Raw genomic sequence first — 21,547 nt, 5'->3', positions numbered from 1 at the left:
AAAAGATAAACAAAGAAAGAAAGTAGGGAAGAAATTTATGGATCCGATCATGCTTGCGCGCCTTCAATTTGCAACCACAACGATTTTCCACTTCTTCTTCGTGCCGCTGTCCATTGGTCTGGCGCTGCTCATTGCAATTATGGAAACTATGTATGTTGTGAAGGGTAAAGAAGAGTATAAACGTATGGCGAAGTTCTGGGGGAAGCTGTTCCTGATTAACTTTGCAGTAGGGGTGGTTACTGGTATTCTTCAGGAGTTCCAGTTTGGTATGAACTGGTCAGATTACTCGCGATTTGTAGGGGACGTGTTTGGCGCACCGCTAGCGGTTGAAGCGCTATTTGCATTCTTTATGGAATCAACATTTATTGGATTATGGATTTTTGGTTGGGATCGTTTATCCAAACGTGTTCATTTGCTCTGCATTTGGCTCGTTGCGATTGGTACGGCGGTTTCAGCGTTCTGGATTTTAGCAGCTAACTCGTTTATGCAGCATCCTGTTGGATTTGAGATCAACAATGGGCGGGCTGAGATGAACGACTTCTTTGCGCTGATTACCAATGGGCAGTTGTTGGTGGAATTCCCGCATACCGTTCTGGGTGCGTTTGCCACGGGGGCCTTCCTCATTACAGGTGTCAGTGCTTATAAACTATTAAAGAAACAAGACGTTAAATTCTTTAAGAAATCGTTCCAAATTGCGATTATTGTTGGTCTGATTTCTTCGTTGGGTACAGCGTTATTCGGTCACCAGCAAGCTCAGTACTTGGTGGAAACTCAACCGATGAAGATGGCAGCATCTGAAGCTCTGTGGGGTAAGAGTGGTGACCCAGCTCCATGGACGGTATATGCTCATATTGATTCAGAAAATGGAAAGAATAATTTCGAAATACAAATTCCGTACTTGCTCAGCTTCTTGTCCTACAGTAGCTTCACTGGTGAAGTGAAAGGGATCAATGAGCTTCAAGCGGAATATGAGCAAACTTATGGACCAGGCGACTACATTCCACCTGTGCGCACAACGTTCTGGAGTTTCCGGATCATGGTTGCTGCTGGGTCATTGATGATTGTACTTGGTCTCTGGGGTTTATATCTGATGAAGCGCAAAAAATTAGAGTCTCCAAACAAATGGTATTATAAGCTCATGTTGTGGTCGATATCGCTACCATTCATTGCGAATACAGCGGGATGGGTCATGACGGAAATTGGTCGTCAACCATGGACCGTGTTCGGACTCATGCAAACGAAGGATAGTATCTCACCTAGTGTTACTTCAGGACAAATTTTGTTCTCAGTGATCAGTTTCACTACAATTTACGCGGCACTTGGTGCGGTCATGGTGTACTTGTTCGTCAAAGTTATTAAGAGTGGTCCATACGCTGAAGATAATCATGATGACCATTCAGCAGATCCATTTGGTAAGGAGGGTAACCATGCTATCTCTTAATGAACTCTGGTTCGTGCTTGTTGCAGTATTGTTTGTAGGGTTTTTCTTTCTAGAAGGATTCGATTTCGGGGTCGGAATGAGTACGAAGTTCTTGGCCAAGAACGATATGGAGAAAAGAGTATTGATCAATACAATTGGTCCCTTCTGGGATGCGAATGAGGTGTGGCTAATTACAGCAGGGGGCGCGATGTTCGCAGCTTTCCCGAACTGGTATGCCACTATGTTCAGTGGATATTACACACCGCTGGTCGTCTTGTTACTCGCACTGATTGCCCGGGGTGTCGCATTTGAATTCCGCGGGAAAGTGGATAACGGGAAATGGAAAAAAACATGGGATATCTCCATTTTCCTAGGAAGTTTATTGCCTCCATTCTTGCTGGGTGTAGTGTTTACAGGGATGATGAAGGGATTGCCGATCGATGCTGACATGGAAATGAAGGCCGGATTGTTCGATATGGTAAATCCATATACATTAGTAGGCGGCATTACTGTTGTTGTGTTATGTCTTGTGCATGGCTTAATGTACACATCTTTGCGGACTACAGGAAGTTTGCAAGAGCGTGCTCGTAAATTAGCTCACAAATTACTTATTCCACTTGCGGCACTGTTTGTAGTGCTAGGTGTAATGACGTACTTCCAGACAGATATCTTTGAAGCTCGCGGTTTACTTCTAAGCATAATTGCTGTTATTGGTGTGGTAGTGTTCCTACTTGCCGGTCGGTTTATTTCTAAGAAGAGAGACGGATGGGCATTTGGTATGACTGGAGGGCTTATCGCATTGGGATTCTCCTCCATCTTTATTGGTATGTTCCCACGTGTTATGGTCAGTTCGATTAGCGATGCTTTCTCATTGACGATTCATAACGCGGCTTCAGGTCAGTATTCCCTTAAGGTTATGACCATTGTTTCACTGACCCTATTACCGTTTGTATTGGGATACCAGATATGGAGCTATTTTGTCTTCCATAAACGGGTTCATGAGAAGGAGCATCTGGAATACTAATGGGTCGCGGTTTAATGAAATGGGCAGGTATCAAATCGGTTCTTGTGGTCATGGCCGGTTTGACACTGATCCAAAGTGTTGCGATCATTATGCAGGCCAAATGGTTGGCGGAGGTCCTCTCCGCCTTGTTTGCCGGCGCTAAGCTGCAGGCGCAACTCGGGGGAATCGGGTTGTTCCTGCTTTCTTTTATAGTGAGGCAGTTATGCAGTTTAATTCAACAGAAGGTAGCTTACCGTTTCGCGGAGCATACGGGAAGAGATTTGCGTAAGCAGGTTATGGAGAAGCTATTTCAGTTAGGGCCTCGTTTTGCGGGGAAAGAAGGGACAGGAAATTTAGTTACGTTAGTCATTGAAGGCGTGATTAAATTCCGTAACTACTTGGAGTTGTTCCTACCGCGGATGCTGGCAACGGGAATGACACCGATACTTATTCTGGCTTATGTATTTATGCAGGACGTGGAATCTGGTGTTATCCTGACGATCACGATGCCGATCCTAATTATCTTTATGATCTTGATCGGAATGACAGCACGTAAACACATTGATCGTCAGTTTGAGTCTTACCGGATGTTATCTAATCATTTCGTGGATTCATTGCGTGGATTGGAGACGCTAAAGTTTCTGGGGCGAAGTAAGCAACACAGTGAGTCAATCGACAGGGTCAGCAACTCTTATCGTTCTGCGACGATGCGAACGCTCCGTGTTGCGTTCTTATCTTCATTCGCCCTGGACTTCTTCACGATGTTATCCGTGGCTTCAGTAGCTGTTAGTTTAGGACTTCGACTTGTTGATGGTGAAATGACGCTGCTTACAGGTCTGACTGTGCTGATTTTGGCACCGGAGTATTTCCTCCCTGTACGAATGGTTGGAGCAGATTTCCATGCCACCTTGGATGGAAAAGAAGCAGGCGAAGCGATGGAAGCGATCATCAGCGCTGCGGAGAAAGAAACTACGGAGAAATCGACGCTCCCTGGCTGGACACAGGAGAGTACCTTGACCTTGTCCTCCATTGGTGTGTGCCATGAAGTGGACGGCAAACCTTCGCTTGATGGTGTTAAATTGCAATTTGGGGCTGTAGGGAAGATTGGTATCATCGGTGAGAGTGGGGCTGGCAAATCAACCCTGATTGATGTGCTTGGAGGCTTTTTGCGCCCGACTTCCGGAAATTTTGAAATAAATGGTGTTTCAGTAGGTGACTTGACTCAATCAGCTTGGCGAGAGCAAATTACTTACATTCCGCAAAATCCATATATTTTCAGTGGTTCTCTCCGTGATAATATCAGCTTCTATTCACCAGATGCGTCAAATGATGCGATAGAGAAGGCTGCTGCGGCAGCGGGATTGGACCAAGTAGTCCGTGGTTTACCTGGCGGGTATGATGAGCTTATCGGTGGTGGTGGTCGAGATCTAAGTGGTGGCCAGGAGCAACGTGTGGCGTTAGCCCGTGCTCTACTCAGTGAGCGCCCGATTATTTTGTTAGATGAGCCGACTGCACATCTCGATATTGAAACAGAGTATGAACTGAAAGATACGATGCTGCCATTGTTCGAGGGTAAGCTTATACTTCTAGCCACTCATCGGTTGCACTGGATGCGAGATATGGATTACATCATCGTTATGGAACAAGGGCGAGTGGCGGAGATGGGAACGCATCAACAATTGATAAGCAGTAAAGGGGTTTATCATCAGTTGGTAGCATTACAACAGGAGGGGATACAATGAAGCAGGAGCAATGGATAAGACCGTACTTCCGGATGTATAGCGGACGCTTTGCACTCTATTTGATCTTGGGTGCACTTACACTGCTCTCCGCGTCAATGCTCATGTTCACCTCCGGTTTCTTGATCTCCAAGTCGTCCCTGCAGCCATACAATATTCTCATGGTATATGTGCCGATTGTCGGAGTAAGAACGTTTGGTATCGGTCGGGCTGTACTCCATTATGTAGAGCGGTTAGTTGGTCATGACACGGTGCTACGTATTTTGTCTAAAATGCGGGTGAAGTTATATAAAATTCTAGAACCACAAGCGCTATTCATTTCTTCGCGTTATCGGACTGGAGATATCCTAAGCGTACTGGCTGATGATATTGAGCAGTTACAAAACGTATATATCCGTACGGTGTTTCCGAGCTTAGTAGCTTTGATTCTTTATGCGGCAGCAGTTATTGGGTTGGGCGGATTTGATATTATGTTCGCGGCTTTGGTTGCACTGTACATTTTTATTTTGGTGGCGGTGCTTCCTTACATTTCCCTCATGCTGACTAGAGCTACGAATATCGAAGTGAAACGTGAGCGCAATGGTCTATATCAGAAGTTGACTGATGCCGTTATGGGCATTAGCGATTGGGTCATTAGTGGTCGACATGCAGAATTTCTAGAATCATATGAGCGGGATGAAGCGGTTGTAGCCCGGAAAGAGCGTAGACTACGGACTTGGGCCAGATGGAGAAGTTTAATCGGGCAACTGGTTGTAGCTGCGATTGTAGTTTCGATGGTGTATTGGTCTGCAGGGCAAGTGGCTATTGGAAGTATCGATCCCGTATTAATCGTAGCTTTCGTATTGGTCGTGTTTCCACTTGCAGATGCATTCCTCCCTGTATCTGAAGCGATGGAGCGGGTTCCTCAGTATGGTGAATCACTGAGTAGGTTGGACCGTATTTCGGGTACTACTTTAGAGGGTGGGCTGAATGCGGATAAAAATGGACAAGCGGATCTGTCCGTGACTATAGATGGTTCGGATTCTAGTGTTAGTAAGGATGCACTTAGCGTAGCATCTCGTAGCGCTGTGCTGGAGCTCCGAGATGTAAAGTTTGCCTATAGTGCTGATGACGTTAATTCCGTTGATGGCGTTTCACTGGATATCCCACAGGGCAAGCGAATCGCAATTATTGGTCGCAGCGGTGCGGGCAAATCAACTTTGCTGAAGCTAATACAAGGTGCTATTGCACCTGGAGTAGGATCCGTTACGATCAATGGTCTTCCTGCTACGGATTTCGGGGATGATATCTCGAAGGTGGTTTCCGTACTGAATCAACGACCACATCTATTTGACACGACGATAGCTAATAATATTCGACTGGGTAACCCAGAGGCGTCAGATGAAGACATTGCTGAGGCGAGTAAGTTGGCACAGCTAGATGAGTTAGTGAAGTCACTCCCTGAGGGGCTTGAGACCCCTATGCGTGAGACGGGACAACGTTTCTCAGGCGGAGAACGGCAGCGTGTCGCCTTAGCGCGCATCTTATTGCAGAATAACCCCGTACTTATCCTTGATGAGCCAACAGTGGGGTTAGATCCTCGTACAGAACGGGAACTGCTATCAACGATTTTCAGCGCAACGAAAGGGAAGTCGCTGATTTGGGTTACGCATCATTTGGTTGGAGCGGAGTGTATGGATGAAGTTATTTTCATGGAGAACGGAGTTGTTCTCATGCGCGGTACACATACCGAATTGATGGAACGAGAACCAAGGTACCGTAATCTATATCATCTGGATCGACCAGAGATTTAAGATTAGGAATACGTATAAGTAGAGTTATCGGATATTAACAAATTAGTTGAAGGCACTTTCGGACCCACTTAAGAATGAAGTGGAGCCGGAGGTGTTTTTTTTGTTTACTGGACAGTCAATTTCACGAAGGGTGCTTATAAATGTTAGTTGAGAACTTGTGCGTGCGGACACTGAGTCCGTTATTTGCTGAAAATACCGCTGTTTTGTGATCTATGCGGACACTGGTTCCGCTATTCGCTCAATTATCTCTGATTATGACTCCAATTGGAGACGAATAACGGATCTCAGGTCCGCAAAACTCAAAAAAGACCTGAAAAGGGCATAATAGCGGATCCTATGTCCTCTCACCTTGAATCTTAGCTTATGGATTCGACTTAACGACATATCTCAGTCTCACATCTCTATCAGCGATTGATCTCCCCTTTTTTGGGTATAGGAATATTGGGATATTATACCTTTGATTGATTAGGTTATTTTTTCTATGCCACTATTTTTCGACAAGAACTTTTGACTGTCTAGTAGTTTAAAAGTAGGCCCCATTAGTTAACCATAGTAAGATAAGATTTTTACTAATCGAAATCTAGATGCTTCTCTTCCTGCCAGTTAGCCTATATAATGGGGAATAAACCTATATAACATGACATGGAAGTTTTTTGATAAAGCTTGAGTTCCTAACTATTACATGAAATAGGAGCAGAGTCAGGCATGGTAAGAAGACGGAGGTGGCAAGGTGGAACTGAGGCAGATTCAATATTTTATTGAAGTGGCGAAGCTGGAGCATGTAACGGAAGCCTCTTATGTTCTGCATGTGTCACAATCGGCAGTCAGTAGACAAATATTCAAGCTTGAGTCAGAACTTGGCGTGGATTTGTTTATTCACGAAGGGCGTAAAGTTAGGCTGACCCCGATTGGGCGACTATTTCTGGCACATATGGAACACTTAATGAAAGTAATGGAGAATGCACAGCAGGAAATAAGTGAATTTCTCGATCCGGAACAAGGTATGGTGCGGATTGGATTTCCTAGTAGTTTGGCAGCACAGATGATTCCGAAAGTTGTTTCCGCTTTTCGTGAACAGTATCCGAAGGTACTATTTCAATTACAGCATGGATCCTATAAAGAATTAATCGAATGGGTTGTAAAGGGAGATATGAATCTGGCGATTATGGGGCCAGTACCTCTGCATGAAGCACATATAAAAGGCGAGGTATTGTTTCAGGAGAAATTTACGGCTCTACTGCCATCTAGCCATAAGCTGGCGGGTCAATCCTCCGTGAAATTGAGTGAGCTCAAGGATGATTTATTTGTATTGTTCCCTGAAGGTTTTGTACTACGGGAGATTGTCGTGAACGCTTGTGCCAATCTGGGCTTTAAGCCGAAGGTGACATTTGAGGGGGACGATTTGGATGCAATTAAGGGATTGGTTGCGGCCGGTCTCGGACTAACAGTTCTCCCTGAGATTGCTATAGGAGAGCATATACCATCTTCCATGGTAAGTTTGCCAATTGCAGAATCGAATGTAACTCGTGACGTCGGTGTTATTATTCCGACCAACCGTGAGTTACCTCCTACGGAGAAGTTGTTCTATGATTTCCTGAAGGATATGTCGCCGATGTTCGGCATGCCAAATGAAGAAGAAGCCGGGCCATTATAGGCCCGGCTTCTTTTATTCATTTTACTGATCAATTTGTCTGATTTAGATGACGCCGTGAGCGATCATTGTGTCAGCAACCTTCAGGAAGCCAGCGATGTTGGAACCAACAACGAGATTTCCAGGATGGCCGTATTGTTCAGCTGCATTTACTGAGTTGTTGTAGATGTTTTGCATGATTTGAACCAACTTAGCATCTACTTCTTCAAACGTCCAAGCAAGTCTCGCACTGTTTTGCGCCATTTCTAATGCAGATACTGCAACTCCACCAGCGTTAGCAGCTTTGGCTGGTCCGAAGTATACACCGTTGTTCAAGTAAACGTCTATAGCTTCCAAAGTGGAAGGCATGTTAGCACCTTCGGCAACATACTTAACGCCATTGGCTACTAGGATCTTAGCGGATTCTTCATTAATTTCATTTTGCGTTGCGCATGGTAATGCGATATCACAAGGAATAGTCCAAATGTTCTCGCAGCCCTCAAAGTATTGTGCAGACGGATGAATATTTACATATTCTTTGATCCGTTTTCTTTCTACTTCTTTTAAAGTCTTAACAGTATCAAGGTTGATGCCATCCTTGTCATAAATGTATCCATTGGAGTCACTGCATGCAACGATAGTAGCACCGAGTTGTTGTGCTTTCTCAATAGCATAGATCGATACATTTCCTGAACCGGAAACAACAACGGTTTTACCCTCAAAGCTTTCGCCTTTCGTTTTAAGCATTTCTGCTGTGAAGTAAACGAGGCCGTAACCTGTAGCTTCAGTACGTGTCAAACTACCGCCGTAAGTAAGTCCTTTACCTGTCAATACGCCTGCTTCGTTACCGCCGCGAAGACGTTTGTATTGGCCGAACATGTAGCCGATTTCTCTTGCGCCTACACCGATGTCGCCAGCTGGTACGTCTGTATCAGGACCGATATATTTGGATAATTCAGTCATGAAGCTTTGTGTAAATTTCATAACTTCATTATCGGATTTTCCTTTTGGATCAAAGTCAGATCCACCTTTACCGCCACCAATAGGCTGTCCAGTGAGGGAGTTCTTGAAGATTTGCTCGAAACCTAGGAATTTGATGATGCTGGCATTAACAGACGGATGGAAGCGTAGTCCACCTTTATATGGTCCGATAGCACTGTTAAACTGAACGCGGAATCCGCGGTTTACTCTAACATTTCCTTGGTCATCGACCCAAGGTACCCGGAAAGTAATTAAGCGCTCAGGCTCAACGATTCTTTCCAAGATGGCATTGTTTTGATATTTAGGTTGTTTAGCGAACACGGGAACGAGGGAATCAAGGATTTCTTTTACAGCTTGGTGGAACTCGCTCTCACCAGGGTTACGTTTCTTAACTGTCTCATATACCTCGTTAACATATTGTTTGGCCGTATCTAGAGTTGAACCTGTCTGTTGGGTAATTGCCATGATTAAGACTCCACCTTTCATTTGTCAGAAATTAGTTTGTTCTATTTTTCACGATTTCTCTAATCTAATTGTAATGTTTATGTGAGATATAAACAAAACTTTATTTAGATGAACTTGATGACCAAATGAGATGAACTTAACCAAGGATGTAAGGTTATTCTCCAGTAATAGCAGAGAAAAGTTAAGAAATAATTCAAATATTTAATATTCTCATAATACAGATTTAGTACTTTTGGTCTATAGTGGTACAAGGGGGGGATTCGAATGATTTCACAGATCGGTGAGATTGCCGAGGTGATTCCGTATGTGTCTCAAGATACTAAATGTGAACAGGTGAATCAGGTATTCAAAGATAACCCTCATTTGCAAGGTGTTGTTGTCATCCATAACGATTATCCTGTGGCCTTGGTGATGAGAGCGCAATTTTACCAGCAGATGGGTACACTTTATGGCTACAATATATATATGGGGCGCCCTATTGGATTGATTATGACACAGGAACCACTGGTTGTTGATTATGGAGAATCTATTGCTGAGGTCAGTAAACTAGCGATGGACAGGCCGGAAGAGGAGCTCTACGATTACGTGATCGTGGCGAAGAATAGTCAGTTCTACGGAGTCGTAAGCATCCGTAAATTGCTGCTAAGTTTCGCGGAGATTCAGACTAAGATTGCCACCTTTCTTAATCCACTCACAGGACTTCCGGGTAATCTGTCGATTAAGGAGAAGCTGAAGCAGATTCTGGAGTGGGAACACTCTTGTGTGCTCTACATAGATCTTGATAATTTCAAGGCATACAACGATACTTATGGATTTACAGCAGGGGATAAGTTGATTCAGGCTACTGCCACGATCCTTAAAGGATTTATTTATCAGCCGGATAGTTTTGTAGGTCATATTGGGGGGGATGACTTCATTGCTATATTAAACCATCATGATTATCGGCAACTTAACCAATCGATTATAGAACAATTTGACGATATGATAGGGTCATTTTATAGTGATAGTCATTTGCGGCAACACTACGTGCTAGCTGAGAATCGAGCAGGTAGAATAGAGGAAATTCCGCTTGTGGGTATTTCAATCGCCATCGTAACTAATGAGTGGAGACGTTATGATCACGAAGACGAAATTGTGAATGAATCTACCCGGATTAAGAAAAGATGTAAAGCGGATAAGCATAGTTGTTACTATACTAATGATTGCGTCCCGGATGTGCTTGTTCCGTTGGCTTAGAAAAGGCTTTTTTGAAAAAACAGTGAGTAGCCCCAGGGAGCTACTCACTGTTTTGCTTATAACGCTTATTTAAAAGTGTTCCAATATGTCACTTGCTCCACTGGAAGGCGAGGAGTAGAATGAGCAGGTTTAGCCGCCTTGCCAATGGCCAACAGAAGGATAGGTTTTAGTGTTTCTGGCAACTCGAAGGCTTCTGCGAACTTCTCCGCATTGTAACCCCCCATAGGCACGGTGTCATATCCTTTAGCCTTGGCCACGAGCATGAGTTGCATGGTTATTAAACCAGCATCAAATGTATTGATAAGGTGCAGCCGTTCAGGAGGTAATCCACCATATGTCTTTTGCAAACGTTCGACAAAGCCTTGTTTGATCTCCTCTGTCATAAATCCGCCTTCAACTGATTTGCTATAGATGGCTTCGGCTTGTTCAAAGGATCTTAAATCACCGAGCACAGCAATAACAGCCGAAGCTTCAATAACTTGCTGCTGGTTATTGGCAATCGGAAGCAGCTTTTGTTTCAAGTCTGCATCATCAATGACAAGAAAACGCCAAGGTTGTAAGTTGGAAGAAGAGGGTGCGGTTGCGGACAACTCGAGCATTTCTGTCATTTCTTCCCGCGATATTTTGACCGTAGGGTCGTAAGATCGTACAGAGTGTCTCTCATTCATTAAAGTATAAATATCTTGCAGTTGTAATTCCTCTACATGACTCATCCAATACATTCCTCTCTGTAATAAAAATTAGACTCATAATTTAAGGAAAAATAAACCAGTTAAATGATAACCACAGTATATATCCAAACTGTAATTTTTGCAACCACAGTTATGGAGAGAAGAGATAACCATGAATTAGGTACATAGTTCAATGAAAACAGATGCCAATATAGGGTGTAATACTCTTGCAGTTTTTACTTGTAAGCGCTACGCTTAGAACAAAACAACATAACATACAGGCATCTTTGAGCAAGTTTTGTACGAACCGTAATCACCNTTTGAGCAAGTTTTGTACGAACCGTAATCACCGAAGTAATGCTCACAAAACTAGGCATATGCTTACGATGTAAGTTTTGTACGGACCGTAATCATGGAAGTAATGCTCACAAAACTAGGCATATGCTTACGATGTAAGTTTTGTACGGACCGTAATCATGGAAGTAATGCTCACAAAACTAGGCATATGCTTACGATGTAAGTTTTGTACGAACCTTATTCACTGAAGTAACGCTCACAAAACTTTTAGGAGGAATACATATTATGTCCTTGAATGTTGGGATTATCGGTACAGGTTGGTTTAGTAAGGTTCACGGGGATATCCTGGCAGGAACAGAAGGTGTACAGGTTGCTGCTATATGTGGGACGAGCCTTGAGAAGGCACAGGAGATGGCCTCACGTTATTCCGGAGCTCGGAGTTTTGCTGTATTAAGCGATATGTTGGATGCCCTGAAATTGGATGCTGTCTACATTTGCGTGCCGCCGATGTCGCATGGGGAGATTGAGGGAGAATTGATTGAAAGGGGAATTCCTTTTTTTGTCGAGAAGCCGCTGGGGATGAATTTAGATGTTCCTGTGGGGATTTTGGACAAATTGAGCAAGAAGCCACTGATTAATTCAGTGGGGTATCATTTTAGATACCAAGAATCGATCCAATGGTTACGTGAATTGCTTCAGGGTCGTACGATTGGTATGGCACTTGGGACCTGGATGGGAGATATGCCTGGCGTAGCTTGGTGGAGAAGACAGGAGGGGTCGGGCGGTCAATTTATCGAACAGACGACTCATGTTGTCGATTTGCTTCGATATACGGCTGGTGAAGTTACAGAAGTGTATGCTGCCTATGGTAATCGAGTCGTTCAAGATAAATACGAGAACGTAAATGTACCTGATATTGGTACAGTTACTTTGAAGCTGAAGAGTGGTGCTGTGGCGAATATTTCTAACACCTGTATTCTTCCAAGCGGTGTCGGTTCGGCCGGATTAAGTCTTTATACGGATAGTGGAATTCTGGATTGGAATTCAAATCGACTGGAAGTAGTAGAACAAGGAGTCAAAACAGCTTATACAAATGGAAACAATGCTTACGCTGCAGAGACAGAGGCATTTATCCACGCACTACGCTCTGGAGATACCTCACGGATACTCTCTGATTATGCAGATGCGGTGAAAACACAGAGAGTAACTTTTGCTGCATTGGAATCAGCATTGTCCGGAAAACCAGTCCAAATCGGCGAGTAAGTTAATTAACTTTATACTATTTAAGGCCTCGGATTAGCCGGGGCTTTTTTTGTTTGCTGATCAGGACTTGCGGAGAGAGCGAAATGATTTTGAAGGAATGTCAGTTCTCCTAACTTATCAAAAAATGACCCTGCCCATGAGACTAAGGGCAAGGTCCAAACGGAGAATCTATATAAACAAGAGGAACCACATAGTAAGTTTTAATGCATTAAGAGCGAAATAATCATCGGGGCAACGCCCAAGGTGAATAAAGCAGCTAGTATCATTGAAATACTGGAAATAGTTCCGGTTAATGAACTAAGTTCGAAGGCCTTTGAAGTTCCTGTCCCATGTGCACTTGTTCCAAAGAGAACACCACGGGCGACTTCATTATCGATGTGAAACCACTTCATCACGAGCGGACCGATGACGGTTCCTAATAAACCAGTGATGATGACAAATACAGCGGTAATATTCGGAACACCCCCGATAATCTGAGAGACATTCATGGCGATAGGTGTTGTTACAGAACGCGGAATTAGACTGCTTACTAGCTCAGAATCAAGATGCATCCATTCTGCAATGAAAGCCGAAGAGAACATGGCGACGATGGAACCTGTAAGTACACTGACTAGAATTTCTATCGCATGCTTCTTTAGCACGTTGTAATACTTATACAGTGGTATGGCAAAAGCAATTGTTGCGGGTTGGAGCATCGAACTGAGCCATTGTCCACCTAAGTTATATGTCTCGTAAGGAACTTGTGTCCACATCAGAACAATGATTAGAAAGAGTGGAGTAATTAACAGTGGTGATAAGTAAACTTTCGGATGTACACGATATAATCGTTTGGATAACCCGTAAATCACAAGGGTGAAGAGGAGATATAGCAATCCAGTGATCATCAGATCCACCGCTCCTTTCGCTTAGCAATTCTAACGGCGATTAGACCTGAGGAAATCATGACGATCAAGGTACTAGAAACGACTACGATAAGTATACGAACCCCATCGCTTTCAAGCATCGGTATATATTTCATCACGCCGACAGCAGAAGGAATAAAGAAGAGTAGCAACTCAGCTAACAGCCAGTTAGCTCCTTGCTCAATCCAGGCCAGCTTGATCAAATTTGTTTTCAATAAAGTAAATATGACGATGATTCCAAGAATCGATCCGGGAATCGGTAAATGGAGCAGCTGAGATATTTTGTTCATAGCTATGGATATAAAGAACAGAACCGTAACTTGCAAAACACCTGTACTTATTTTTTTGATTGTATTCACGTTGGTTCACTTCTTCCTTGCTACGTTTGTTTGTAATGAAAACAATACAGCATTTGTTTTCATGAGTAAAATGAATATACTGAATGTATATCATTCCGTTTATCTATGATGTGGCCAGGGGGAATTTATATCGATATAAGGCAATTGCAATATCTAATAGAAGTAGCTCGCCTCAAAAGTTTCACCAAGGCAGCCGATGCGCTCTTTATTACACAGCCTACAATTAGTAAGACGATCAAAGGTATGGAGGAAGAGCTAGGGGTTATTTTATTTGAACGAACAGGCAAACGGATACAGCTAACGGATGCTGGGCAAATTATTGTGAATCAGGCTGGGCAAATCGTTACGGCCTTTCATAACCTAAATGCAGAGTTAGATGATTTACGAAATCTTAAACAGGGTCATATTCGAATTGGCTTACCTCCAATGGTTGGCGCTAGCTTCTTTCCCAAGGTAATAGGGCAATTCCATAATCAATATCCGGATATCAAAATTCAATTATTTGAAGACGGGGCGAAAAAGGTGGAACTCGATGTTGCCAATGGATTACTCGATGTAGGAGTTGCCGTGTTACCAACTGGACAAGAAGGATTAAGTAGTATCCCGTTTGTAGAGGAGAAGCTAAATTTAGTTGTACACCCTACCCATCGTCTTGCAGAACAGAGTGAGGTCAAGTTGTCTGAGTTATCCGAGGATGGATTCGTTCTGTTCCGAGAGGATTTCACACTTCATGATCGGATTATTGCCGAATGTGTCCGTGTGGGCTTTCAACCACATGTGATCTATGAGAGCTCACAATGGGATCTCATTAGTCAAATGGTAGCTGTGGGTCTAGGTATTACATTGTTACCGGAGACAATTTGCCGAGAGATTGATGAAGAGCAGGTGCGGGTCATTCCACTGGTAGAACCCGTGATTCCATGGGAGCTTGGTATTATATGGCGGGATGAAAGGTACCAGTCCTTTGCAACACGAGAATGGATCCGATTTGCTGAGCGGGTATTGGCAGATAAAGGTTGATTTAGCGTGATGCTTCGTACTTTTCATGGGCTTGTAGTATATTTTACAATGCTGAAAAAATCGGATAAGTCGTTAAAGTCCGATTGATATTACCACAACTAGGGCAGGGGACAACATAGATGAGTCTTTTCAGAAGGAAATCAATTACTGCTATGCTTCAGGAGAAAAACAACGCAAGCGTAGGATCTTTAAAAAAAGAACTGGGCGTATTTGATTTGACAATGCTTGGTGTTGGTTGTGTTGTCGGAACGGGGATTTTTGTACTCACAGGAGTTGCAGCCGCCGAACACGCCGGACCAGGACTTATATTATCTTTTATACTTGCAGGTATCGTGTGTGCTTTCTGTGCATTGTGCTATGCTGAATTCGCCTCGATGGTTCCGGTATCAGGTAGTGCGTACGCCTATAGTTATGCCACCTTTGGTGAATTAATTGCTTGGATACTTGGCTGGGATCTCATCTTGGAATATGGTTTTGCTGCTTCCATGGTAGCCAGTGGATGGTCAGGTTATTTTCAAGGGTTGATGTCTGGATTTGGTGTGGATATACCTAAGGCACTCAGCAGTGCATTTGATCCAGCAGCAGGTACTTACATTGATGTGCCAGCTGTATTAATCATATTACTTTTAACCTTTGTTGTGTCTCGTGGGGCCAAGGAATCGACCCGACTTAATTCGATCATGGTCATAATTAAGGTTGCCGTCATTGTTTTATTCCTCATTGTAGGTGCCTTTTATGTGAAACCATCTAACTGGACTCCCTTTATGCCGTTTGGCTTTAGTGGTGTCGTAACCGGAGCTGCTTCAGCATTCCTAGCCTATATTGGGTTTGACGTGGTGGCTACGGCCGCTGAAGAGGTTAAAAACCCGCAGAAGGATTTGCCTAGGGGGATCATCTGGTCATTGGTTATTTGCTCTTTGCTCTATGTACTGGTAACGGCGGTATTAACGGGTATGGTGCCTTATGAACTACTAAATGTTAAGAATCCTGTAGCCTTCGGTCTGCAGTATATTAATCAGAATTGGGTTGCTGGCTTTATCTCTCTGGGGGCAATCGTTGGTATTACTACGGTGTTGTTCGTACTTCTCTTCGGTCAAACCCGGTTATTATATGCCATTGGCCGTGATGGGCTTCTGCCAAAGAGACTAGCGAAGCTTCATCCTAAGACGGAAACTCCAGCGACAAGTACTTGGATTACCGGCATTATTGTTGCCGTGTTTGCAGGATTAATTCCACTCGGTAAACTGGCTGACCTGGTTAGTATAGGTACACTATTTGCCTTTGTTTCGGTATCGCTTGGAGTTGTTATTCTGCGGAAGACGCGTCCTGATTTAGAAAGATCCTTTAGGGTTCCACTCGTTCCACTCATTCCATTAATTGCCGTGGTAAGCTGTGGGTATTTGCTCATTAGTTTACCAGGGATAACTTGGATTGCCTTCATGATCTGGATGGCCATTGGCTTATGTATCTATTTCTTTTATGGACATAAGCATAGTGAGTTGGGAAAGCAAAATAACTCTAAAAAATCATAAAGTTAATAATTGATATCTAGCCGTCGCAGCGAATGCGGCGGCTTTTATGTATATTACAGGTCAAAGAGGCAGAAATTAAGCACAGTACGAACACTATAAGACCTTAAGGAGAGTATGCAGTATGAAACATGCCTTGATATCGGTGGTGATGGTCTGTCTCCTCTTTGCACTGAGTCCAGTAGTAGCAATGGCTGGGGACAGCGGGGTGGTTTCCGCGGCCGATGGCGCTTTTCATTTTGGCTTTAAACGTAGCGTAGATGGTAAGCTTCCTTCTATTAACGAAGAGGGATTTAAATCGATCGTGGATAAACACGGCGCTGTTTTCCTAGGGGACACTACTCGTAAGGAGATGTTCCTAACATTTGATAACGGATATGAGAATGGATATACACCTGCGATCCTAGATACGCTTAAGGCGAAGAAGGTACCGGCCATATTTTTCGTAACAGGGCATTATGTTAAAGATCAGCCAGCGCTTGTTAAAAGAATGGCGATCGAAGGACACTTGATAGGAAACCACTCTTGGAGTCACCCAGATATGTCCACGATATCGGACGCCAAAATTAAGGAAGAGTTAGAGTCCGTCAAGCAAGGTGTTACCGCTATAACGGGCAATTCTGAGATGACGTATCTTCGTCCACCTCGGGGTATTTTCAATGAACGGACTCTCCGGGTAACGAAGGAGCTTGGCTATACAAACGTCTTCTGGTCGGCTGCTTATAAAGATTGGGACGTAAAGGCGCAGAAGGGCTCTTCTTATGCTTTCCAAAAGGTGGTCTCTCAGTTTCATCCGGGCGCTGTTCTCCTGCTTCACTCCATCTCCGCAGACAATACCGAAGCCCTAGGAGCAATTATCGACGAGGCACGCCGTCAAGGGTATCAGTTTAAGAGTTTGAATCAGCTTCACGGTGACGTATTACCTTTTCTGACTAATGGAAATTATTGAGTAATCTCAGAACCTGACGGAACCTCCGCCAGGTTCTTTTAACTCTATACCTCCTCTCTTTAGCTCAACTTGACTTTGTATTTATACGCTTTTATAATTAGGCTTACGAATAAATAGGTGAGCTAATTATTAAACTGTTTAAATAAATGAGGGGGAGTGAAAGTTGTGATCATGGGCGACGATACGAAAGCCCAGAGACTTCTAAAGGCATTTAATCGCTTGCACCGTTCAGAATGGAACAGGATGCCTTTGGCAAACTGTAAAGGAAATGAGATTAGGGTATTATTCTATATTAAGAGGGGTTGTGCTCAAGATAAAAGGGGTGTAACTATCTCTGCGCTCAGCTCAATGATGGAGGTTACTTCACCAACAGTAACACCGTTGATCAAAGGTCTTGAATCCAGTGGTTTAGTATTGCGCTATAACGATCAAGAGGACCGGAGGGTCGTACGCGTCCAATTGACAGAGTCAGGCGAGGAAGTTACACAGAAGGCCATGAAGAATTTTGAGAGCAGATTTACAGGTCTATTTGACTTTTTGGGCGAAGAGAAAAGTGATCAACTCGCGGACCTGTTGGAACAAGTGCATCAATATAAAGAAATGATGCTAAAAGCGGAGCAGGAGAAATAAGAAAGAGAAAGTGGAGATGATAGGGAATGTTAAAGCTTTTCCGAAATTTAAAACCATACCGTTTACTAGTCATCGCGGTGCTTGTACTGGTATTCTTCCAGTCACTCTCCGAATTGTATTTACCGACGCTGATGTCCGATATTATCGACACGGGTGTCGTGAAGGGTGATACTGCTTATATATGGAATATCGGTATATTCATGTTACTTGTGGCTCTGGGTGGGATGGTCTGCTCGATTGGAGCGAGTTATTTCTCCTCCAAAGCAGCATCCGGGTTCGGTAAATCATTACGTGCCAAGGTGTTTAACCATGTTGAGAACTTCTCACTTGAAGAATTTGATAAGTTGGGAACAGCATCACTAATTACACGGACGACGAATGATATTACTCAAATTCAACAGGTGCTTATTATGATTCTACGGATGATGATTATGGCCCCAATGTTATGTATTGGTGGAATTATTATGGCCGTATCGAAGGATGCAACCTTATCCCTAGTATTCATTGTCGTTATTCCAGGACTTGCATTGGCGATCTTACTTATTGCCCGTAAAGGGATGCCATATTTCAAAGCGATTCAGCTGAAAATTGATAAGTTAAATCTCGTTATGCGTGAAGGATTGACGGGCATCCGGGTTATTCGCTCGTTTAATCGAATTGACCATGAGAAGAAACGTTTTCAAGCGGCGAACTTAGACTTGACCGAAACATCGATCAAAGTAAATAAAATAATGGCGCTGATGATGCCGATCATGATGCTCGTCATGAACTTTTCTTCTGTAGCTATTATTTGGTTCGGTGGATTACGCATTGACTCAGGTCATATGCAAGTCGGCGATCTAATGGCCTTTTTACAATATGCTATGCAAATTATGTTCTCGCTCGTTATGGTATCGATGATGTTCGTACTTATTCCTCGGGCATCGGCTTCAGCCATACGGATTAACGAAGTGCTGGATATGGTTCCTATTATTAAGGATGCCGAAGTACTGAAACCAGCTACTGGTAAGAAAGGGTACGTCGAATTCCAGAACGTAACCTTCAGTTATCCTGGGGCGGAGCAACCTGCCATTCAAGATATTTCCTTTGCAGCTAATCCGGGTGAAGTAACGGCGATCATTGGCGGTACGGGTTCGGGTAAATCCACGCTGATTAGTCTCATTCCGAGATTCTATGAGGTGGATAGTGGTCGTGTGCTGGTGGATGGTACTGATGTTCGAGACATGTCACAGGAGGAACTCCGTAAGAAGATCGGTCTTGTTCCCCAAAAATCAGTCTTGTTCACTGGTACTATCAACGATAATATTCGTTATGGTAAAGAGGATGCGACGGATGAGGAAATCCGGCATGCTGCTCAAATTGCGCAAGCGTCGAATTTTATCTCTGAAATGGAGGATGGCTACGATTCTGTTATTGCTCAAGGGGGATCAAATGTCTCCGGCGGACAGAAGCAACGCCTTTCGATCGCACGGGCCTTGGTTCGGCAAGCTGAAGTTTATATTTTTGATGATAGTTTCTCGGCACTGGATTTCAAGACAGATGCTAAACTTCGTGCTGCACTGAAGCAGGAGACACAGGAATCTACGGTTATTATTGTGGCACAGCGGGTTAGTACTGTACTGGATGCAGATCGTATCATCGTGATGAACGATAGCCAAATTGCTGGTATCGGCAATCATCGTGAACTGATGGAGACCTGCGATGTTTATAGAGAAATTGTGTATTCACAGCTTTCAGAGGAGGAGATCGCATGAGCCAGAAGAATACGAAAGGCGGAGGCGCTCCTGTTGGACCAGGTGTTGGACCAGGCGGTCCGGGTGGTATGGGCAGACCTGTAGAGAAGGCTAAGGATTTCAAGGGTACGCTAAGACGATTGATCCGATATTTGAGTCCTCATAAACTGCTATTATTAGCAGTGCTGTTCATGGCAGTTCTGAGTACTTATTTCAGTGTTTTAAGCCCAGAAGTTATGGGGAGAGCAACCACCAAATTATTCGAAGGTATTATTGGGAAGATGAATGGCGTCCCGGGAGCAGAAATCGACTTCCAGTACGTGGGACAAATCATTATGCAATTACTCGGTCTGTATTTATTAAGTGCATTGTTCAGTTATTTTCAACAATACATTATGGCCAGTGTTGCTCAGAAGACGGTATTTGATTTGCGTCGTGATGTGAACGATAAGTTAACACGTCTGCCGCTGAAATATTACGACGCACGTACGCACGGTGAAACGCTGAGTCGGGTAACCAATGATGTCGATAATATAAGCAGCACATTGCAGCAGAGTTTAACCCAACTCATCACGGCAGTACTAACAATTATCGGTGTTATCATTATGATGCTGAGAATTAGCCCACTGATGACGTTGATTGCCGTTCTGACTCTGCCGTTAAGCGTAGTTGCGATTACTTCGATTGCTAAACGATCACAGAAACAGTTCATCAGACAGCAAAAGGAATTGGGACAGCTTAATGGACATGTAGAAGAGATGTATACAGGACACAAAGTCATTAAAGCTTTTGGACGTGAACGCAAATCATTGCAACAGTTCGAAGAAATTAATGAACGGTTATATGAGGCTGGTTGGAAAGCACAATTTATTTCCGGCGTAATCATGCCTATTATGAGCTTTATCGGGAATATCGGTTATGTGCTCGTTGCAGTTGTTGGTGGTATTCTGGTGACCAAAGGAACAATTAAAGTCGGAGAAATCCAGGCGTTTATCCAATACTCCAGACAATTCACAATGCCAATTACTCAGACGGCCAATATTGCTAATATTATTCAATCCACTGTTGCTTCGGCGGAACGTGTCTTCGAAATTCTCGATGAAGAGGAAGAAGTCGCTGAAGAGAAAAAGCCGGTTGTTCTGGAACAACCGCAAGGTAATGTCGTCTTTGATCATGTGAAGTTCGGATACGATGACAAGAACATCCTGATTGAGGATATGAACATCACAGCTAAACAGGGAGAGACGATCGCTATTGTAGGACCAACTGGTGCCGGTAAGACGACACTGATCAACCTGCTGATGCGTTTCTATGAAGTAACAGATGGAGCTATCACTGTTGATGGTGTTAACATTGCTCATATGAAACGTGGAGATTTACGGAGCCTGTTTGGAATGGTGCTGCAGGATACGTGGCTGTTTAACGGTACAATCCGTGATAATATCGCCTATGGACATGAAGGTGCGACAGAAGAAGAGGTTATCCGTGCAGCCAAAACGGCACATGCCGACCACTTTATCCGTACCCTTCCACATGGCTATGACACCATTTTGAACGAGGAAGCTTCGAATATATCGCAAGGACAGAAGCAACTTCTTACCATCGCACGCGCTATTCTTGCTGATCCAGCCATTCTTATTCTGGATGAAGCGACGAGTAGTGTAGATACACGGACAGAAGTTTATATCCAAAAGGCGATGAATGAACTAATGAAGGGCAGAACAAGCTTCGTCATTGCCCATCGACTGTCGACAATCAAGGATGCCAATCTTATCCTCGTGATGAATCACGGTTCTGTTATTGAAAAAGGGACTCATGAAGAGTTGTTGGCTCAAGGCGGGTTCTATGCGGACCTGTACAACAGTCAGTTCTCTAAAGGTGGATTCGATCTTGAAGTTGGATAATCTAATGTAACATCTAGTATTCA

At 43.7% G+C, this 21,547-nt stretch carries 17 protein-coding genes; 13 read left to right on the top strand and 4 right to left on the bottom strand.

Annotation, left to right across the window (positions count from 1 at the left end):
• The first annotated feature begins 37 nt into the window (after positions 1-37).
• The 5 genes from EJP82_RS19055 (at position 38) to gltC (ending at position 7,609) form a co-directional block, all read left to right on the top strand.
• Positions 38-1,441: a cytochrome ubiquinol oxidase subunit I gene (locus EJP82_RS19055; RefSeq protein ID WP_127193661.1), complete on the top strand. Its 1,404-nt coding sequence runs from the start codon at positions 38-40 to the stop codon at positions 1,439-1,441.
• Positions 1,428-2,444 (top strand): cytochrome d ubiquinol oxidase subunit II, encoded by a 1,017-nt coding sequence (gene cydB / locus EJP82_RS19050; RefSeq protein ID WP_127193660.1) that lies wholly within the window; start codon positions 1,428-1,430, stop codon positions 2,442-2,444. The genes EJP82_RS19055 and cydB overlap by 14 nt, the downstream gene beginning before the upstream one ends.
• Positions 2,444-4,165, top strand: coding sequence for a thiol reductant ABC exporter subunit CydD (gene cydD / locus EJP82_RS19045; protein ID WP_127193659.1), 1,722 nt, complete (start codon positions 2,444-2,446; stop codon positions 4,163-4,165). The genes cydB and cydD overlap by 1 nt, the downstream gene beginning before the upstream one ends.
• Positions 4,162-5,955 (top strand): thiol reductant ABC exporter subunit CydC, encoded by a 1,794-nt coding sequence (gene cydC / locus EJP82_RS19040; protein WP_127193658.1) that lies wholly within the window; start codon positions 4,162-4,164, stop codon positions 5,953-5,955. The genes cydD and cydC overlap by 4 nt, the downstream gene beginning before the upstream one ends.
• Positions 5,956-6,685: 730 nt before the next feature.
• Positions 6,686-7,609, top strand: coding sequence for a glutamate biosynthesis transcriptional regulator GltC (gltC, locus tag EJP82_RS19035; protein ID WP_127193657.1), 924 nt, complete (start codon positions 6,686-6,688; stop codon positions 7,607-7,609).
• Positions 7,610-7,651: 42 nt separating this feature from the next.
• Here the strand turns inward: gltC and gdhA are convergent, their stop codons facing one another.
• Positions 7,652-9,031 carry an NADP-specific glutamate dehydrogenase gene (gene gdhA / locus EJP82_RS19030; protein WP_127193656.1) on the bottom strand — a complete coding sequence of 460 codons (1,380 nt, stop codon included), beginning with the start codon at positions 9,029-9,031 and terminating at the stop codon, positions 7,652-7,654.
• Positions 9,032-9,295: 264 nt separating this feature from the next.
• On the opposite strand from gdhA, the gene EJP82_RS19025 reads away from it, so the two are divergent.
• Positions 9,296-10,267 (top strand): GGDEF domain-containing protein, encoded by a 972-nt coding sequence (locus EJP82_RS19025; protein ID WP_127193655.1) that lies wholly within the window; start codon positions 9,296-9,298, stop codon positions 10,265-10,267.
• 65 nt (positions 10,268-10,332) lie between these two features.
• Here the strand turns inward: EJP82_RS19025 and EJP82_RS19020 are convergent, their stop codons facing one another.
• Entirely contained in the window at positions 10,333-10,980 is a 648-nt protein-coding gene (locus EJP82_RS19020; protein WP_127193654.1) for a nitroreductase family protein, read from the bottom strand.
• Between the two features lie 540 nt (positions 10,981-11,520).
• Between EJP82_RS19020 and EJP82_RS19015 the strand changes: the two genes are divergently transcribed.
• Positions 11,521-12,498 carry a Gfo/Idh/MocA family protein gene (locus EJP82_RS19015; protein ID WP_127193653.1) on the top strand — a complete coding sequence of 326 codons (978 nt, stop codon included), beginning with the start codon at positions 11,521-11,523 and terminating at the stop codon, positions 12,496-12,498.
• 200 nt (positions 12,499-12,698) lie between these two features.
• Here the strand turns inward: EJP82_RS19015 and EJP82_RS19010 are convergent, their stop codons facing one another.
• On the bottom strand, positions 12,699-13,382 hold the full coding sequence (locus EJP82_RS19010; RefSeq protein WP_127193652.1) for a CidB/LrgB family autolysis modulator: 684 nt from the start codon (positions 13,380-13,382) through the stop codon (positions 12,699-12,701).
• Positions 13,382-13,750: a CidA/LrgA family holin-like protein gene (locus EJP82_RS19005; protein WP_370877700.1), complete on the bottom strand. Its 369-nt coding sequence runs from the start codon at positions 13,748-13,750 to the stop codon at positions 13,382-13,384. The genes EJP82_RS19010 and EJP82_RS19005 overlap by 1 nt, the downstream gene beginning before the upstream one ends.
• A gap of 138 nt (positions 13,751-13,888) precedes the next feature.
• Between EJP82_RS19005 and cidR the strand changes: the two genes are divergently transcribed.
• The 6 genes from cidR (at position 13,889) to EJP82_RS18975 (ending at position 21,524) form a co-directional block, all read left to right on the top strand.
• Positions 13,889-14,779, top strand: a complete 891-nt coding sequence (gene cidR, locus EJP82_RS19000; protein WP_211350204.1) for a cidABC operon transcriptional activator CidR — start codon at positions 13,889-13,891, stop codon at positions 14,777-14,779.
• Between the two features lie 119 nt (positions 14,780-14,898).
• Positions 14,899-16,311 carry a branched-chain amino acid transporter BcaP gene (gene bcaP, locus EJP82_RS18995; protein ID WP_127193649.1) on the top strand — a complete coding sequence of 471 codons (1,413 nt, stop codon included), beginning with the start codon at positions 14,899-14,901 and terminating at the stop codon, positions 16,309-16,311.
• A gap of 121 nt (positions 16,312-16,432) precedes the next feature.
• A complete protein-coding gene (pdaA, locus tag EJP82_RS18990) occupies positions 16,433-17,257 on the top strand; it encodes a delta-lactam-biosynthetic de-N-acetylase (RefSeq protein ID WP_127193648.1) in 825 nt (274 codons plus the stop codon).
• Positions 17,258-17,413: 156 nt separating this feature from the next.
• On the top strand, positions 17,414-17,887 hold the full coding sequence (locus tag EJP82_RS18985) for a MarR family winged helix-turn-helix transcriptional regulator (protein ID WP_246054277.1): 474 nt from the start codon (positions 17,414-17,416) through the stop codon (positions 17,885-17,887).
• Positions 17,888-17,913: 26 nt separating this feature from the next.
• Complete coding sequence (locus tag EJP82_RS18980) at positions 17,914-19,641, top strand: ABC transporter ATP-binding protein (RefSeq protein ID WP_127193647.1); 1,728 nt, start codon at positions 17,914-17,916, stop codon at positions 19,639-19,641.
• Positions 19,638-21,524 (top strand): ABC transporter ATP-binding protein, encoded by a 1,887-nt coding sequence (locus EJP82_RS18975; protein ID WP_127193646.1) that lies wholly within the window; start codon positions 19,638-19,640, stop codon positions 21,522-21,524. The genes EJP82_RS18980 and EJP82_RS18975 overlap by 4 nt, the downstream gene beginning before the upstream one ends.
• Positions 21,525-21,547 lie beyond the last annotated feature (23 nt).

This window comes from Paenibacillus anaericanus (assembly GCF_003994475.1).
In the GTDB taxonomy this organism is placed as follows: Bacteria; Bacillota; Bacilli; order Paenibacillales; family Paenibacillaceae; genus Fontibacillus; species Fontibacillus anaericanus.
This window is presented reverse-complemented; position numbering and strand designations above follow the sequence as displayed.

Coding starts and splice junctions, on each gene's coding strand:
- EJP82_RS18980 (WP_127193647.1), top strand. CDS start 17,914: ATGTTAAAGCTTTTCCGAAATTTAAAACCATACCGTTTACTAGTCATC.
- cydB (WP_127193660.1), top strand. CDS start 1,428: ATGCTATCTCTTAATGAACTCTGGTTCGTGCTTGTTGCAGTATTGTTT.
- EJP82_RS19010 (WP_127193652.1), bottom strand. CDS start 13,382: ATGATCACTGGATTGCTATATCTCCTCTTCACCCTTGTGATTTACGGG.
- bcaP (WP_127193649.1), top strand. CDS start 14,899: ATGAGTCTTTTCAGAAGGAAATCAATTACTGCTATGCTTCAGGAGAAA.
- gdhA (WP_127193656.1), bottom strand. CDS start 9,031: ATGGCAATTACCCAACAGACAGGTTCAACTCTAGATACGGCCAAACAA.
- EJP82_RS19025 (WP_127193655.1), top strand. CDS start 9,296: ATGATTTCACAGATCGGTGAGATTGCCGAGGTGATTCCGTATGTGTCT.
- EJP82_RS19020 (WP_127193654.1), bottom strand. CDS start 10,980: ATGAGTCATGTAGAGGAATTACAACTGCAAGATATTTATACTTTAATG.
- EJP82_RS18975 (WP_127193646.1), top strand. CDS start 19,638: ATGAGCCAGAAGAATACGAAAGGCGGAGGCGCTCCTGTTGGACCAGGT.
- pdaA (WP_127193648.1), top strand. CDS start 16,433: ATGAAACATGCCTTGATATCGGTGGTGATGGTCTGTCTCCTCTTTGCA.
- cydD (WP_127193659.1), top strand. CDS start 2,444: ATGGGTCGCGGTTTAATGAAATGGGCAGGTATCAAATCGGTTCTTGTG.
- cydC (WP_127193658.1), top strand. CDS start 4,162: ATGAAGCAGGAGCAATGGATAAGACCGTACTTCCGGATGTATAGCGGA.
- EJP82_RS19055 (WP_127193661.1), top strand. CDS start 38: ATGGATCCGATCATGCTTGCGCGCCTTCAATTTGCAACCACAACGATT.
- EJP82_RS19015 (WP_127193653.1), top strand. CDS start 11,521: ATGTCCTTGAATGTTGGGATTATCGGTACAGGTTGGTTTAGTAAGGTT.